9 protein-coding genes and 1 tRNA gene are annotated in these 16,615 nt (G+C 64.8%); 9 read left to right on the plus strand and 1 reads right to left on the minus strand.

Translation table 11 applies throughout. From position 1 onward, the window contains the following. Positions 1 to 12 precede the first annotated feature (12 nt). Positions 13 to 612 carry a TetR/AcrR family transcriptional regulator gene (locus ARTH_RS06165; RefSeq protein WP_043429539.1) on the minus strand — a complete coding sequence of 200 codons (600 nt, stop codon included), beginning with the start codon at positions 610 to 612 and terminating at the stop codon, positions 13 to 15. Between the two features lie 192 nt (positions 613 to 804). Between ARTH_RS06165 and ARTH_RS06170 the strand changes: the two genes are divergently transcribed. The 9 genes from ARTH_RS06170 to ARTH_RS06210 all read left to right on the plus strand — a co-directional run bounded on the left by ARTH_RS06170 (position 805) and on the right by ARTH_RS06210 (position 16,425). Next, a tRNA-Gln gene (locus ARTH_RS06170) sits at positions 805 to 876 on the plus strand. 93 nt (positions 877 to 969) lie between these two features. Continuing rightward, positions 970 to 2,496 carry a bifunctional UDP-N-acetylglucosamine diphosphorylase/glucosamine-1-phosphate N-acetyltransferase GlmU gene (gene glmU / locus ARTH_RS06175; RefSeq protein WP_011691078.1) on the plus strand — a complete coding sequence of 509 codons (1,527 nt, stop codon included), beginning with the start codon at positions 970 to 972 and terminating at the stop codon, positions 2,494 to 2,496. Then, positions 2,493 to 3,473, plus strand: coding sequence for a ribose-phosphate diphosphokinase (locus ARTH_RS06180; RefSeq protein ID WP_011691079.1), 981 nt, complete (start codon positions 2,493 to 2,495; stop codon positions 3,471 to 3,473). The genes glmU and ARTH_RS06180 overlap by 4 nt, the downstream gene beginning before the upstream one ends. A gap of 257 nt (positions 3,474 to 3,730) precedes the next feature. Then, a complete protein-coding gene (locus tag ARTH_RS06185; RefSeq protein ID WP_011691080.1) occupies positions 3,731 to 4,330 on the plus strand; it encodes a 50S ribosomal protein L25/general stress protein Ctc in 600 nt (199 codons plus the stop codon). A 90-nt stretch (positions 4,331 to 4,420) separates the two neighbouring features. Next, positions 4,421 to 5,005, plus strand: coding sequence for an aminoacyl-tRNA hydrolase (gene pth / locus ARTH_RS06190; protein ID WP_011691081.1), 585 nt, complete (start codon positions 4,421 to 4,423; stop codon positions 5,003 to 5,005). 235 nt (positions 5,006 to 5,240) lie between these two features. Continuing rightward, the gene (locus ARTH_RS06195; protein ID WP_011691082.1) at positions 5,241 to 7,973 is read left to right on the plus strand and encodes a helix-turn-helix transcriptional regulator; all 2,733 of its coding nucleotides are present in this window, start codon (positions 5,241 to 5,243) and stop codon (positions 7,971 to 7,973) included. Then, the gene (locus ARTH_RS06200) at positions 7,951 to 10,731 is read left to right on the plus strand and encodes a LuxR C-terminal-related transcriptional regulator (protein WP_011691083.1); all 2,781 of its coding nucleotides are present in this window, start codon (positions 7,951 to 7,953) and stop codon (positions 10,729 to 10,731) included. The genes ARTH_RS06195 and ARTH_RS06200 overlap by 23 nt, the downstream gene beginning before the upstream one ends. 334 nt (positions 10,732 to 11,065) lie before the next feature. After that, a complete protein-coding gene (locus tag ARTH_RS06205) occupies positions 11,066 to 13,738 on the plus strand; it encodes a helix-turn-helix transcriptional regulator (protein WP_198011540.1) in 2,673 nt (890 codons plus the stop codon). Between the two features lie 2 nt (positions 13,739 to 13,740). Beyond that, positions 13,741 to 16,425 (plus strand): helix-turn-helix transcriptional regulator, encoded by a 2,685-nt coding sequence (locus ARTH_RS06210; protein WP_011691085.1) that lies wholly within the window; start codon positions 13,741 to 13,743, stop codon positions 16,423 to 16,425. The last annotated feature ends 190 nt before the right edge of the window (positions 16,426 to 16,615 follow it).

Here is a 16,615-nt window from a genome sequence, read left to right on the forward strand (position 1 = left end):
CGGGCAGTAAACCTAGTCCTCGCTGCGAAGCTCCGGGTCCTTCTGCAGGCCCGTGAGACCGTTCCAGGCGAGGTTCACCAGGTGGGCGGCCACGGCGCGTTTGTCCGGGGTCCTGCTGTCCAGCCACCACTGGCCCGTCATGGCCACCATGCCCACGAGCATCTGCGCGTACATGGCGCCGTCGGCCGCACTGAAACCGCGGCGGGCGAACTCGTCGGACAGGATGTGCTCCACCCGGGCAGTCACGTGGGAGAGCAAGGTGGAAAACGCGCCTTCGGGCTGGGACGGCGGGGCGTCACGCATGAGGATCCGGAACCCGTCGGTGCGTTCCTCGATGTAGGTCAGCAGGGCCAGTGCGGCGCGCTCCACCTGGACCCGCGGCTTGGCTTCGTCCGTGAGGGCGTCGTTGATGGCTGCCAGCAGGATTCGGAACTCGTACTCCACCACCTGGGTGTAGAGGCCTTCCTTGGACCCGAAGTGCTCATAGATCACGGGTTTCGACACACCGGCAGCAGCGGCGACCTCTTCGATCGTGGTGCCGTCAAGGCCCCTGATGGCGAAAAGCCCGCGTCCGATGTCGATCAGCTGTGAGCGCCGCTGCGCCCCGGTCATCCGGGCCCTGGGCACGTACCCTGGAGCCCTGACGGGCCTGCCTGGATGGTTTCCCGCACCATCGGGCGCACCGTTGATCTTGCTCACCGTCCAATCATGCCTTAATGGACGCTGGGACTACCGAGTCGCACGTGCGCCAACCTTCGTGGCAGAATTGGTTCTCGTGCCGCCGGGCTAAGGGCCCGGGCACGGTCCGCTCTGGTGTAATGGCAGCACCCCGGCCTTTGGAGCCGTGGAGTATAGGTTCGAATCCTATGGGCGGAACAGCCGCTGTGGACGGGTCCTGCATCCGGAACAGGCAGGCGAAGGTGTGAAAGTGCGCGCAACTGAGATCCACCAAGCAAGGAGAGCCTGTACGTGAGCCCCGAGACAACCGGCCCCGCTGCCGTCATCGTCCTAGCTGCAGGTGCCGGCACCCGGATGAAGTCGCGTACCCCCAAGATCCTCCATGAAATCGGCGGCCTGTCGCTTGTGGGCCATGCCCTGCGTGCCGCCCGCACCATCGATCCCCGGCAGCTGGCAATTGTCGTCCGGCACGAACGCGACCTCGTGGCAGCCCACGTGTCCGGGCTCGATCCGGCAGCCCTGATAGTGGACCAGGACGAAGTGCCCGGCACCGGCCGCGCGGTGCAGGCGGCACTGGAGGCCCTCGACGCCAAAGGTCCGCTGAGCGGCACAGTTGTGGTTACCTACGGAGACGTTCCGTTGCTCTCGGCGGAACTGCTTGCCGAACTGGTGCTGATCCACGAACACGAACGCAACGCAGTCACCGTCCTGACAGCAGTCCTGGACGATGCCGCAGGCTATGGCCGTATCCTCCGTGCGGCGGACGGCACCGTTACGGGCATCCGCGAGCACAAGGACGCCTCGGACGAGGAACGTGAAATTCGGGAAATCAACTCCGGGATCTACGCCTTCGACGCCGCCATCCTTCGCGATGCACTGGCGCACGTCACCACGGATAACGCGCAGGGCGAGATGTACCTCACCGATGTCCTGGGACTTGCGCGCACGGCCGGCGGACGCGTAGCCGCAGTGGTTACCAACGACCGCTGGCAGGTGGAAGGCGCCAACGACCGTGTGCAGCTCTCCGCGCTGGGAGCCGAACACAACCGCCGAACTGTCGAAGCCTGGATGCGCTCCGGCGTTACGGTGGTGGACCCAGCCACCACGTGGATCGACTCCACGGTGAACCTGGCAGAGGACGTCCGGATCCTGCCCAACACCCAGCTGCACGGTTCCACCACGGTGGCGAGGGACGCCGTCGTCGGCCCTGACACGACGCTGACCGACGTCACCATTGGCGAAGGCGCCAAAGTGACCCGGACGCACGGCTCCGGCGCCACGATCGGCGCGAACGCCAGCGTCGGCCCGTTTACCTACCTCCGCCCGGGAACAGTGCTGGGGGAGACGGGCAAGATCGGCGCCTTCTACGAGACGAAGAACGTGAAGATCGGCCGCGGCTCGAAGCTGTCGCACCTCGGCTACGCCGGCGATGCGGAGATCGGCGAGGACACCAATATCGGCTGCGGCAACATCACCGCCAACTACGACGGCGAGAACAAGCACCGCACCGTGATCGGCTCGGGCGTGCGCACGGGTTCCAACACGGTCTTCGTGGCTCCGGTCCAGGTGGGCGACGGCGCCTACAGCGGGGCCGGTGCCGTGATCCGCCAGGACGTGCCCGCCGGCGCGCTGGCAATCTCGGTGGCCAAGCAGCGGAACGCCGAAGGCTGGGTCATCTCGCACCGGCCCGGCTCCATCTCAGCAGTACTGGCCGAAGCCGCGGGGGCTACGGCGCCGGCCAGCGAAACAGCAGCGGCCCAGCCGCCCCAGGATTCCTCAAGCACCCCGGCACCTACAGAAGAGGGCAAGCAATCATGACCGAAATTACGGCACGCGGCGAGAAGAAACTGGTTCTCGCTGCTGGGCGGGCACACCCCGAGCTTGCGCGGGAGATCGCCAAGGAGCTGGGCACTGAACTGTTGCCGGTGGATGCCTACGATTTTGCGAACGGGGAAATCTACGTGCGCGCCGGGGAGAGCGTCCGCGGCACCGACGCCTTCGTCATCCAGGCGCACCCGGCCCCGCTGAACAACCACCTCATGGAGCAGCTGATCATGATTGATTCGCTGAAGCGGGCATCCGCCAAGCGCATCACCGTGGTTTCGCCGTTCTACCCCTACTCCCGCCAGGACAAGAAGGGCCGCGGCCGCGAGCCGATCTCCGCACGTCTGGTGGCTGATCTGTACAAGACCGCCGGCGCGGACCGCATCATGAGCGTTGACCTGCACACCTCGCAGATCCAGGGATTCTTCGACGGCCCGGTGGACCACCTCATGGCCATCCCGCTGCTGGCTGACTATATCCGCACCCGGGTTGCAGCGGACAACATCACCGTCGTTTCGCCGGACACCGGCCGCGTCCGTGTGGCCGAACAGTGGGCCGAGCGCCTCGGCGGGGCTCCGTTGGCGTTCGTTCACAAGAGCCGGGACCTCACCGTTCCGAACCAGGCTGTGTCCAAGACCGTGGTTGGCCAGATCGAGGGCCGCACGTGCGTCCTGATCGACGACATGATCGACACCGGCGGAACCATTTCCGGTGCCGTCCAGGTGCTGAAGAACGCCGGTGCCAAGGACGTCATCATTGCGGCCACCCATGCTGTGTTCTCCGATCCCGCAGCCCGCCGGCTGTCCGAGTCGGGTGCCCGCGAAGTGGTGGTCACCGACACGCTGCCGATTCCGGCCGACAAGCGCTTCCCGCAGCTGACCGTGCTGTCTATCGCACCGTTGATTGCCCGCGCCATCCGTGAAGTGTTCGACGACGGCTCCGTCACCAGCTTGTTCGACGGCAACGCCTAAGCGTCCTGACCTCTGAGCCCCCGGCGTTGGGCCCCGTTTTCAGTAAGCGGGCCCAACGCTGGTAAGCTGGTCCACGATACCTTGGCGAGGGAGAGCACTGGAAAGCCGTTTCTACGGGCAACCGGTGTGCAGGTCTCCGTTATCGACTGGGTCTGAATCTCCCTTCTTGAAGGGCCGGCCACGGGCCGCCCGGCGTTGAAGGTCGCAAACAGACCTCCGCCCTTGCTGAACACCGTTTAGATTTCAAGGAGATATTCATGTCTGAGCAGAAGCTCGCAGCAGAAGTACGCACCGAATTCGGCAAGGGCTTCGCCCGCCGCGCACGTATGGCCAACCTCATCCCGGCCGTCATCTACGGCCACGGCGCAGAGCCCATCCACATCACCCTGCCGGCCAAGGCAACCACGCTGGCCGTCCGCGTTGCCAACGCCCTGCTGACCCTGGACATCAACGGCGAACAGCACCTCGCGCTCGTCAAGGACATCCAGCGCGACCCGATCAAGCAGATCATCGAGCACCTTGACCTGCTGACCGTCCGCACGGGCGAGAAGGTCACCGTGGACGTTCCCGTCCACGTCACCGGCGAACTTGCTCCGGGCAACGTCTACAACCAGGAAATGACCGTTGTTTCCCTGGAAGCCGAGGCAACGCACCTGCCCACCGCCGTCGAGGTCAGCATCGAAGGCCGCGCCGCCGGCGAGCACATCCACGCTTCGGACCTGGTCCTGCCGAAGGGCTCTGTCCTGCTGGCTGACCCCGAGTCCCTGGTCGTCAACATCTCCGAGGCCACCGAGGTCACCGAGGAAGAGGCTTCCGAAGGCGCCACCTCTGAGGCATCCGAGGCTTCCGCCGAGTAATTCCGGCAGCCCGTTTCCCGTGGCCGGGTCCCCGTCGGGGCCCGGCCACTGCCGTTAATAGCCCACTTGTATTAACCCTAGGATTGACGCATGACTGACACCTGGCTGATCGTAGGCCTTGGCAACCCCGGCACCGAATACAGCAACAATCGGCACAACGTCGGCCAGATGGTACTGGATGAACTCGCGCGCCGGGTGGGCGGGAGCTTCAAGGTGCACAAGGCCCGCGCCCACGTGCTGGAGGGCCGGCTCGGCATTGGCGGCCCGCGCGTTGTTCTGGCCAAGCCGATGAGCTACATGAACGTTTCCGGCGGGCCGGTATCAGCCCTGTCGAAGTTCTACGACATCGATCCGGAACATGTCGTCGCGGTCCATGACGAAATAGACATTCCCTTTAATACCGTCAAACTAAAGATCGGCGGTGGTGAGGGCGGACACAACGGCCTGCGGGACATTTCGAAGGCCCTGGCCACGAAGGATTACCTCAGGGTCCGCGTCGGAGTGGGCCGCCCGCCGGGCCGGATGGATACTGCGGACTTTGTCCTAAAGGACTTTGCCACCACCGAAAAAAAGGACCTGCCCTTCCTCCTGGATGACGCGGCCGACGCGGTGGAGACTGTGGTCAGGGAAGGCCTTGCGGCTGCACAGCAGAAATATCACACTGCGGTTCAGTAACGTTGCCTCCAAGCTGCCTTTGGAGGGGTAGCCTGCGGGTGGGGGACTGGTTACGGAGAGTGCAATGCAATTGGTTAACCAAGTGCATAAAGCGGCCTAATTGTTTAGTCATACCTGCTATGGTAATTTTCACATTCAAGGTCTTGTTGCCTCGTTTGGCGGCATCGGAAAACTGAAAACCCGACGGCTCGGCCAAGTCGCATCAGCTCGAGCCACGAAGGTAGCGTGATCGATCGTGCTTGCATCACCAGGCTCTGAACATGGCGGGCTGCTGGAGACTGAACGCCGGGGCATGGGAGCCTCAGAGCGTCGTAAGTGGTCGTCCTTAGTCAGGCAGGACCTCCAGGCCTCCGTCGTTGCGATCCTTGGCGATAACGATCTTCACGGCGTTGTCGTGGCCGGCGCGCAAGGCGTCGGCAAGTCCACCTTTGTGCGGGCAGTGGAAGCGCAGCTTGCGGGAAAGATGCACGTCATCCACCTGCACGGAACCACCACCGATCCCGCGATCCCCTTTGGCCAACTGGCGTTTCTGGTGGCCCGCCTGCCCGGCAAGGCGCTCGAATCCCCCGGGGAAATTGTCCACGGCATTTCCCGGCTGATCCGGGAGGACGCTGCCGGACGCCCAGTCCTTGTAGTGCTCGAGGACCTGCCAGCGATCGACAGCATGAGCACCGCCGTCCTGATGCACCTCATACTGAGCGGCGCCGCAAAGCTTATGGTCACCGTCCGCAATGTGACGGACATGCCCGAAGACCTGATCCGCCTCCTCCGAAACAATTCGCTTGAGGAAGTCCGGCTCGAAGTATTCACCCGGCCTGAAGTGAGCAAACTGCTTGCCGGAGTCCTCGGGCGCCCCGTAACTGCCACCGCGGCCAGTTCGCTGTACGCAGCGAGCGGCGGGAATCCGCTGGTCCTCCAGGCTATCGTCATTGAACAACTTCGTTCCGGTAACCTCCATCTGGCCGGAAAGGTCTGGGCGCTGAGAGGGGGGATCAACCTCGCAGAAGCCGACGCCCTGGTTGACCTGGTCCGGTCCCGGCTGGCACGGGAGACCCCGAAGGTCAGGGAGGGCCTGGAGTGGCTGGCCCTGATCCGGAGGGTTCCCCTGTTCGTCCTCCTTGACGTCCTGGACCCGGCAGTGGTTGCCGATCTCGAAAAGGCCGGGTATCTGCAGGTGGGTGAGACGGGCCGGCGCTGGGTGAGCCTTAAGGACGAATATGTAGGGGAAGTCATCCGGGGCTGGATGGACCTGCCGCGCCGCAAGGAGCTGCACCAGCTTGTGGCCAGGGCGGTGGGTGCAACCCCCGCTGAGATGGATGTCGAAGAGCTCCTCGGCTATGTGGCGTGGACGCTCGACTGCGGCGAACCCGTGGAACCGGCCTTTGCACTGGCCGCAGCGGCGGCGGCGAACCAGCTGTTCGACCCGATGTTCGCACTCGAGTCCCTGGCGCAGATCCGGGTGGGGGACCCGCACTGGGCGGAGGCAGCCCAGCAGAGGGCGGCCGCCTACATGACCCTGGCTGAACACGAATCGGCCGTGGCCGTCCTGGAAGAAGTCACGCCCGAGCAGCTGTCTGAACTCCCGGCGACCGCCTACGCCAGCTACGTCCAGGACTTCTGCAGTGCGCTGCTCTGGATCCACGGGGGATACAGCCGGATCGGCGGCATCCTGTCGGCGGCCAGGCAGGAGCTGGCACGCCGGGAGAGGGCCTCCATCGGCAACGAAACCTCCGCCGACTTTGCCCGTGCCCATGAGCGGATCAGGCTTGCCGAATTCGAGCAGATGATCCATCAGGGCGAATATGCGGCTGTTGCCGACGACCTGGAGCGGGCCTACAAGGAAGCCGGCGATCCGCTGTATGTCTTGAATTGTGCCTGCCTGCTGACCATGGCCTGGGCAGTCCTGGGCCGGGAAGCAGACGCCATCGCCCTGGCGGCCGAGATCCAGCACAGGATGGAACAGTCCAACGTGGCTCCGGGGATGCTCAGCTGGCAGGCTGAAGGCCTCTTTGCTGCGCTGCTGTGCAGCGGCCAGTGGGAGGACTGCGTCAGGATACTCACGGAAGCACTGGACCAGAAGCCCAAAATCATGCAGTATCTCGGCGGGGCCGCCGAACTCGCTCTCGGTGTGGCCTACACCTACGCAGGACGTGCCGACCTCGCCATCGACACCTTGCTCGGTGCCCAGGCGCAACTGGAAATCAGGCGGAGCTACTATGGTCCGTCCCTTGCCTGCTCAGCGCTTGCCTTCGCTTATGCCCAGGCCGGCGACATCCAGGAATCGCGCAACTTCCTGGACCTGGCCGCCCAGGAGGAGCAGCACGTCGCCTGGTTCACCTCATGGATGGCCGACTTCTGCGTCCGGATGGCCAAACGGTGGCTCAAGGATCCCGGGGCCAAGCAAAAGCTGATGGAATCAGCTCACGAGGACATTTCCAAAGGGCGGACAACCACTGCCTCCATCAGCCTTTTCGGTGCTACGGTGCATGGAACAGAGGAAGAACTGGTCCTGCTGACCGAAGTTTCCTCTCGTCGGCAAGGAAAAATGGCCAGCGTCAACCGGCTGGTGGGGGAGGGGAGCAGAAAGAAGGATTCCAAGGTCCTGCTGGAGGCAGCGTCCGTGGCCCATGAGCTCCATCTCGATGCGGTGGAGTCCAGATGCGTCGTCCTGGCGCTGGACTTCGCCAGGGAAAAGGGAGATTCCCAATCCGCACGCGCGGCCCAGCACCGTCTGGACCGGCTCGTAGAGACGTTGCCGGTGTTGCCGTTGATGCCGCACACGGTGGGACCGGAACTGACCGAACGGGAACGGCAGGTTGCCAGGATGGCCAGCCAGGGGTTGAGCAACAAGGAAGTCGCCAACCGGCTGCAGCTTTCCATCCGTACAGTGGAAGGCCATCTCTACCAGATCTTCACGAAAATGGGGATTTCATCGAGGAGTGAGCTTGAAGGATCCGCTCAAGTCTGACGGGAAGGCTTCGGCGCAGACGCGCGCCGGAACCAAGCGTCCGAATGCTGGTGAGCCCTGGATAGACCGGGGGGACATGCTGTCCGCAGTCAGGGACGCCCTTGCCTCGGACGACTGCTGGGCGGTTTTTGTGGTGGGCGACGCCGGATTGGGCGCCTCTTCCTTGCTGGCACAGCTGAACGACGCCCGAAACGGCCGGACGTCCGTGATGACTGTCCACGGGAGTCCGTCCCTTGCACCCGTTCCGTACGGAGCGCTGTCTCCGTACCTGGCTGATCTCTCCGTTGACGACGTCACGTCCAAGGTGGCCGTCCTGAGGGCATTATGGGCGCACCTCGAAAGCGGCAGGAAAAATCCGGGACCCGCCCTCCTGTTGGTTGACGACGCCCACGACCTGGACACGGCCACGGCCGAGATGATTTCCGAACTTGTCCAGGCGGGCTGGGCCAAACTCGTTGCCACCTGCATTCCGAGGCCCGGCATACCGCAGCCGCTGCTCAGGCTTTGGCACGACGGTACGGCCGAAAGATTCGACATCGCCCCCTTGACAATGGAACAGGGGCATCAACTCTGCGAGGCGCTGCTCGACGGCAAAGTCCTCAACAGCACGTCGCGTCAATACTGGCAGGAGGCCGGAGGCAACACACTGCTGCTCAAGACCCTCGTCCGCGAGGCCCAGCGCTCCGGCGACCTGATCCGGCGCAACGGAGTGTGGCTTAACACGGGTTCGTCCCACGTCCGGACCCTGGAACTCACCGCCGTCGTCAAGGTCCAGTTGATGCGCATCTCGGCCGACGGCCGCGAGGCCCTGAACCTGATTGCGCTGGCGGAGCCGGTGGACAGGACCCTCGTGGGAGAAATCGTCGGTGAACCTGCCGTCAAGGAACTGCTGGACCAGCGGCTCGTGGCCCAGTCGGTGGACAGCGAGCCGACTCTCCGGCTGGTCAGCCCCGTCTACGGCGAAGTGCTGCGCCGGATCGTTCCCGCAGCCCGAAGCCTCCAGCTGCACCGGGAACTCGTGTCCCGGATGGAAGTCTCGGCAGACAAACCCGAGTCGCTGCTCCGAATAGTTTCCTGGTCCCTGGACTGCGGGGCCGAAGTGCCTGCACGCCTGCTGGTCCGGGCTGCCGTGCTCGCTTGCAAACTGTTTGAGAGCGAGACGGCCCTGCGCATCGCCTGGGCCGTCAAGGACCCGGAACTGCAACAAACTGCGCGCGCCGTGATGGCCCGCTCACACTACAACCTCGGGCACTACGACGAAGCTGCCGCCCTTCTGAACGTCAACGTCGACGCCGGTAGCGGCCTCACGCACATGGTGGTCAACAGCCTCCTGAGATCGGCCACCCGGGCGGCACTCGGGCACTCCGCCTCCGAAATCGCGGAAGATGCCAGCCGGCTGCGCCAATGGGGCGAAAAAGAGGCCGCGGCCAATCCCGCGGACTCAACCGCCATCCTCAAGACCACGGCACACCGGGCGTCCCTTGTGGAACTGATGGCGTACTCGCTCGCGGGCGACTACAGGCAAATGGGGCCCGCGCTCGATGACCTGCTGGCAGCCGGCGGTTCGCCCGCGGCACCCGATGGCGCGCTCACCCGGTCCATGGCCCTGGCACTGCAGGCGGAGCGCCTGTGCGCGCTGGGGTATCCGCTGCAAGGGCGCCAACTCGCCGCGGAGGCCTTCGGCCAGCCCCAGCCTCCCGACAACGACATCTTCTTCCTCCCCGAGTTCATCGTGGTCCGACTTGTTGCCTGCGATCTTGCGGCCGGTGAATGGGCCGAGGCGGAGCAGCTCCTGGCGGGTTACGCGGAAACACCCTTCGGTTCCGCCATGGTTTCGTTCAGCGGAGCCGCCTACGTCGTAATGGGGTATATAGCCGTCCGGCAGGGAAAGCTCGCTGACGCCCTGGAGTTACTGACCACGGGTCTGGAGGCCCTCCGCGACAGTGATCCCCAGCAGATGTTCCGGCTGTGCGCGGCCATGGCCTATTACGTGGCGGCCGCCCAAGGCCTCAGAGCCGAGGCCGACAGGCTGAAGTCGGACTATGACGCCTGGGGTGAGCGGGGCATGCACCTGATGACGGCTTTTGCCCGGGATTTCCTGGCTGCCGGTGACGAACACCTGGCCGGGGACGGAACCGGCATCGCGGCGCTGCACCGGAGCGCAGGGGAAGCGGCGCAACAGGACGCCAAGTTCCTGGAGCTGAATGCCCTCGCCATGGCGCTGGTCCTCGGAGACACGACCAGGCTGGAGCGGCTGCAGGAACTCGCCGGCGCGGTGGAAGGCGCCTGGGCGGCTGCCCTGGCTGAATACTGTGCGGCGCTTTCCCATGGCAGCGCCGAACTGTTCCTGCGCGCGGGGGATTCCCTCTCCGCTGCCTCCGTCTTCCAGTTGGCCGCGGACGCTTATTCAGCCGCGCTGGCTTCACTGGACCGGAGTCGGGACCGGGAACTGGCAGCCTTGGCCCGCGCAGGCATCGCCCGGTGCAATGAAGAGCTGGGCCATGCTGGAAGCGAAGCCCAACCTGACACCGTGGCTCCCGTTTTGACCAAACGAGAGCGGAACATTGTGGGGCTGGCGGCAACCGGACTCAGTGACCGCCAGATCGCAGACAAACTGCAGATTTCTGTCCGCACCGTGGAAGGTCACCTTTATCGTTGCTACCTGAAACTTGGTATCGCCGGACGCGACGAGTTGGCCGCGGCAGCAGGACTTGGAGAAGACGCAGCGGTGCGGGCTAAAGCATCCCCCGGGAAATAGGTACCTGGAACGCCCGCGACCATCCGGGCGGCCGCTCGGCGGAACCGGTAGCGCCTTAGCGACTTGTTAACTATTTCGGAGCTGCAGCAGGTGCCTGCAAAGCCGCGTTCCGGGGGCAGATCCTCTTGTCTGCGTACCGACACAGGGCAACGAGGGGTACCTGCTTTCCAAGTACAGGTATGGGCGCCGGGCAAAATCGAGTACTCACTACTGGTGCCCGCGGGCCCGCCAGCTGGTTAATTTGGGTTACCAGGAATCGCTCGTAAATACAGAGGTCTCACTCATGTTGACAGCCGATAATGTGGCCAGTTCACACGCCACCAGGTCCGCCGGAATGACACGGGGCGCCGCGTGGCCTTTGATCGGGCGCAGGGAGGCGGTCAGCGACATCACACGCGCTCTGGCGGAGTCCACCGGGGGAGTCCTGGTGACCGGGAGCTCAGGCACCGGAAAGACGTTCCTCACCACCCACGCCCTCAAACAGTTCCGCGACGATTCCCTGGTTGTGACCCTTCGGTGCAGTGCAGCGCTCTCCCGTTCCCCCTACGGCGCGCTGAACATGCTGTTGAGCGACCTGGAACCGGGGTATTTGAACCACCCGGTGCTTGTACTGTCCGGCCTCATGCGGCTCCTGCGCGAACGTGCCAAGGGTAAGACCGTCTACCTCTTTGTCGACAACGCGGGCGAAGCTGATGAACTGACGGCCGTCACAATCGCCCAGCTCGCCCGAAACCGTGCCGTACGACTGGTCCTGACATGCTCTGATCCGCTGCGGCTGTCGGCAGAGATTTCGGGACTTTGCGACGGCGGATTCCTCACCCGCGTCAACCTCGAACCGCTGTCGTTCCGAGAGGCCGTCAGCTGGCTTGAAGAAGGCCTCAGCGCCAAAGTCTCGCACTCGGCGGTCCAATCGCTCTGGGCTGCCAGCGACGGTAACCCGCACTATCTCAAGATGCTTGCAATGGAGCTTGCTGACTCAGGTTCCCTTGTGGTCCGCGACGGGGTGTGGGTCCTGACTGCTGACCACCACGTCCACGGCCGGGCCATCACCGACCTGATCGCCACCAGGCTGGGGCGGATGGGCGAGGCTGACAGGCGCATCCTGGAAATCCTGTCGCTGGCAGAGACACTGCCCTTGGATACCCTGCTGAAGCTGGTGGAAGCCGACGACGTGGACGCCCTCGAGGAGCGCGGAGTCCTGGCGGTCGAGGACTCCCTTCCACGCCGCGTCAGGATCCAGAGCCAACTGGTGGCCGATGTGGTCCGCGAAAACGTCCCGCCCGGCCGGAGCAACGAGCTCCGCGAAATGGTCCTCCTCGCCGCGGCACCTTCCCTCCGAACTCCTGCGACGGAACTGCCGTTCGCTGTCTGGGCCCTTGACTGCGGTGCCGCGTTGTCAACGGAAGAATCCCTTTCAGCCGCACGCCTCGCCAACAGGAGGCTCGATGCGGCCCTGGCCCTGCGGTTTGTCCGCTCGGTACCGGGACATGAAGCGCTGGCTGCGGCAGTGACCGAGGAAGTGGCGGCACTGATGACACTGGGCGATGTGGACGAAGCCCTCGAGGTGGTCCGACGGCACCGTAAGGCGTCGACGGGAGACCCGGCGCTCGCTGAGTGGATCGGTCTCCTGCTGGCCGAGAGCTCGGTGTTCCTTGCCACCCCGGGCGCCTGGCACGAGGCCACTGATTCCCTGGCCCGGGCGCGAAAAGTACTCTATGACGACGCGCCTGGTCCGGCAGCCGGTATGCCGGCACCGGAGCTCAGGCGAATCCGGGAACAGCTGACGCTGGCCGAAGCCGAAGCGGCCAGCTACGCCGGAACATATCGGGAAATGGCTGCAGACCTCGCCGGAGCCCTGGACAATGTGGAGTTCCACAGTGCGGAATTCCGTCTTCAGGCAGGCAGCTGGTTGTGTGAAGCCTGGGCCGTGACCGGGCGCCAGGCGGATGCCGCAGAGCTCGCTGAACAGCTGAAGCTGCAGTGCCTGCGTCCGGAGATCCCGGTGGCAATAGCGCAGTCGGTGATTTCGCGGCTGCGTTTCGCCTACTTGGTTGCCGGCAAATGGGACGAGGCGGCGGAGGCCTTGCCTGACGAGGACTGGGGTCCGTCGTCCGTGGTCTACCGGAGGTTCAGCGCGACTGAGGTTCCGGAGGCGATCTGCGCCTGCATGCAGGGCCGTGGGCGTGACGGTCTGGACCTGCTCGTTCCCGGTATCAGCCAATTGCGGATCCAGGACAGCGACGGCGTGCTGACTCTCGCCTGCGCGGCCGCGGCCTACGCGTCCGCACTGCAGGGTGAGCGTGAACAGGCGCTCGGCTACCTGGCAGAGACGGAGTCGGGTTCCCGGCGGAAATCATGGAAGGTCTCCCGGGCTGAGGGTTACTTCACGGCACTCGCACGGGCGGAGCTGGATGGTCCCCGGACCGGAATCGGGGAGTTGCTGCGCATGGCGGAGGAGGACCGCGGCACGGGCAACGTAGGCCACGAGCTGCTGTGCTTGAGCTCGGCTGTCAGGCTTGGGGAATCCGCTGCGGCACCCCGGCTGCTGGAGAGTGCAGCTGAGAGCCAGGGACCATTCGCGGAACTGTGCGCGCAGTACGCCCGGGGCATCATTTCCGGTGAAGCCGACGAGCTGATGGCTGCTGCAAACCTCGCGGCCAGGCTGCACAATGACAGGTTTGCCCTGGATATCGCCGAATCAGTTCTCGACCTCGACCAGGCACGGCTCGAACGGAGCCTGATACGGCAGGCCAAGCACTTGGCGGAGACCTGCCGCAGGAGGTTGCGGACGCCTCAGGACGGAAACCACGACCGCCTCACACTGACTGCCCGGGAGCTCCAGATAGCGCAGCTGGCCGCTGCCGGAGCGAGCAATAAGAGCATCGCAGCCCAGCTGCACGTTTCCGTACGGACCGTAGAGGGCCACCTCTACCAGATCTACGGCAAGCTAAAAATCGAAGAGCGTTTGGAGCTTCCGGTAGCCCTCGGCAGTACAGGAGATGACTAGCCATGACTGAGTCCACCATCACGGCGGAGAGGCTGATCGGGCGATTTGGCATGGTTGCGTCGGTTGTCGATTGCCTTTTGGACACCAATGGCCCGGGTGCGCTCATTCTTGGCGACGCGGGCATCGGCAAGACGGCGCTCGCCAACGAAGTGATCTTTGAGCTGGGCAGCCGGATCCGGCCTTTCTACGTCTACGCGGGTCCTTCGCTCTCGGAGGTACCCTACGCGGCCCTTGCGCCGTTGCTGACGGCGTTGACTCCCGGGCAGACGGACCAGCCGCGTGCCGTGCTGAAGGCCTTGGTAACGGAGCTCAACCCGGAGGGCTTGCGGGACCAGTCGCAGGCCGTCCTGGTCGTGGAAGACGCCCAGCACCTGGATGACAGCAGCGCCGCAGTCATTGCCCAGCTTGCCGCTGCGGAGGCCGCCAGGGTGGTGCTGCTGTGCCGGCCGCACCCCTCTCCGCCGCCCGAGGTGTTGTCCATGTGGTCGGAAGGCCTGGTTGACCGTTTTGAACTGCAGCCGCTGAGCAAGGAAGAAGCGGACGAGCTGTGCACCCGTGTGCTGGGCTCGCCGCTGGTCCCCAGCGCGAGCGCGGTCCTGTTCAGGTCGTCCGGCGGAAACCCGATGTTCCTGCTGGAACTGATAGCCCATGCCAAGACCCGTGGCCATCTGGTGCAGCGAAATGACACGTGGGTGCTTTTGGGCGAGCCGGGAGCAGCCACTGTCCGGCTGATGGACCTCGTCAGGAACCAGATCATGCAGCTGAATCCCGATCAGCGCCAGGCCTTGGAATCAGTGGCGCTCGCTGAGGCGATCCCCCTCAGCGTCCTGCAGCGTGCTAGCGACAGCCACGCCGTCGATGAGCTCAAGGAGCTCCAGTTCATCGCGATCTCGGCGGACCCGGCGAGGCATGTCCGCCTGGCCCAGCCCCTGATCGGTGAAGTGATCAGGCAGCTGGTCCCAACCGCCCGCAGCGTAACCATCCGGAGGCGGATCGTGGACCTTATGGACTCACGCCCGGAGACCCTGGACGGCAGGCTACGGCACGTTACATGGGCGCTGGAGTCCGGCGCAACGGTCCCCGACCCCGACATCCTTGAGGCCGCCCAGCTGGCAAACCGCCTCTTCATTCCCGAATACGTGGAACGGGTGGTCGGCGCCATAAGGGATCCGTCCCTGAAGCTTGCCGCCCAGGTGGAACTGGCCCGCGCCAAGCTGTACGGTCGGGATCCCATGGGAGCATGCCTGTGCCTTGAGGGCGTGGTGGAACAAGCCACCGACCTTCGAACCGTCCGCCAGGCTTCCATGCTGGCGGCCCAACTCGCCGCGGGCAAACGCAACGGCCCGGAGGCCGTGCTGCGGGCGGCCGATGCGTGGGCGGAAGCCGTTTCGAGGTTGGAAGAGGCCCGGCCCGGATTGGATGCCAAGGATTTTGAGACAGCGCGGCTCGGCAGCAGGCTTCTTGCCCTGGAGGGTTACCAGGCTGCAGGTCGCCATGTGGAGGCGGAGCCGGAACTCCAGCAGATCTGGGAGTCCACGGACGACGACGAGTCCCGGCTGCTGGCCGGAACGTTGCTGGCAGAGTCGCTGGCACTCACGGGACGTGCCGTGTCGGCAATCCAGATAATCATGGACGTTGAGGACATCCTTGCCGATAGCGGTGACCGGCGCCTTGAATACGCTGAGTTCGTGATGCGACGCTACTTGCTGGCGCTGCTCCATGCCGGTGAATTCGACGTCCTGGAAGAGTATCTGCAGAACCACATCGCCCAGGCCTCGAACTCCCTGATTTACTTCGGCGGGATGCTGCATCTGGCGGCGGGCACTGCGGACCTGCGCAGGGGCGCCATCGGGGCCGCCCTGCCGAAACTCAGCCAGGCGGTCGAGGTGCTGCGCCTTTCCGATGCCGGTGGGGACTTGCCTGATGCCCTTGCGGCCGCAGCCTACGCGGCGTCCATCCTTAACCGGACGGAAACCGCAAAAGTGAATGCGGACGCCTATGAGGCGCTGCTATCGGACCACCGCCACGCGTCACTGCTGGGGCAGGCCTACACAGTTGCGGCCCTGGCTGAACGCCTGGGCCTCCAGACGGCCGTCTCAAAGCTGACGGCCCTCGCGGATGCGGCGGCCGCGTCCGGATTCCTCAGTTATGAAGTGGAGATCCTCTCCCTGGTGCTCCGGCTCGGTGACCTGACCGTCGTGCCGCGGCTTGCCGCAACTGCGGAGGGCTGCGAAGGGCGCAGCGCGGAGTTCCTGGCCGCCTACTGCCGTGCCCTTGCCGCCAAGGACGTCAACCGGCTCGTGGAAATGAGCGATGCCGCCGCGCGTGACGGTTTGGACCTGGCAGCGGCAGAATGCGCTGCCCAGGCCCTGCGGATCCTCGAGACGCGGGGAGATAAACCCCGCCAGTTCGAGGCCCAGAAACTCGTCAAGCAACGCAATGCGGCGCTGACCAAGACCGGCTCGTCCGCCGCCGAGATCCCGCCTGATCTGCACAAGCTGACACGGCGCGAGCAGGAGATTGCCGCGCTTGTCCAAGCCGGTGCGAGCAACCGCGAAATCGCACTCCAGCTCGGCCTGTCGCTCCGCACCGTGGAAGGCCATCTTTACCGGATGTTCGCGAAACTCGGAATCAGCCATCGGGAAGACTTGGCGTCGGTAGCCTACGGCTCCCGCCACGCGGGCTAGCCGGCCAGCACAGCTAACCGCGCCCGCCACGACGGTAGTCAAAACGTCCGACTACCCGCACTGATCTTCGCGCGCCCTGACGTCGGAGCCCGCCCCGCGTTCGCGCCGTCCTCAAACGAGTATTCATGCGAGTAGTAGGGGCGGGCCGGGCGGGTACCACCCCGTTCACCTCAGTGATGCACCCGCAAAG

The sequence above is a fragment of the Arthrobacter sp. FB24 genome, from assembly GCF_000196235.1.
Classification (GTDB): Bacteria; Actinomycetota; Actinomycetes; order Actinomycetales; family Micrococcaceae; genus Arthrobacter.

What these genes read in the sequence shown, in the direction of transcription:
- ARTH_RS06165 (WP_043429539.1), bottom strand. Translation starts at nt 612, where the DNA reads ATGACCGGGGCGCAGCGGCGCTCACAGCTGATCGACATCGGACGCGGG.
- ARTH_RS06180 (WP_011691079.1), top strand. Translation starts at nt 2,493, where the DNA reads ATGACCGAAATTACGGCACGCGGCGAGAAGAAACTGGTTCTCGCTGCT.
- ARTH_RS06185 (WP_011691080.1), top strand. Translation starts at nt 3,731, where the DNA reads ATGTCTGAGCAGAAGCTCGCAGCAGAAGTACGCACCGAATTCGGCAAG.
- pth (WP_011691081.1), top strand. Translation starts at nt 4,421, where the DNA reads ATGACTGACACCTGGCTGATCGTAGGCCTTGGCAACCCCGGCACCGAA.
- ARTH_RS06205 (WP_198011540.1), top strand. Translation starts at nt 11,066, where the DNA reads ATGACACGGGGCGCCGCGTGGCCTTTGATCGGGCGCAGGGAGGCGGTC.
- ARTH_RS06210 (WP_011691085.1), top strand. Translation starts at nt 13,741, where the DNA reads ATGACTGAGTCCACCATCACGGCGGAGAGGCTGATCGGGCGATTTGGC.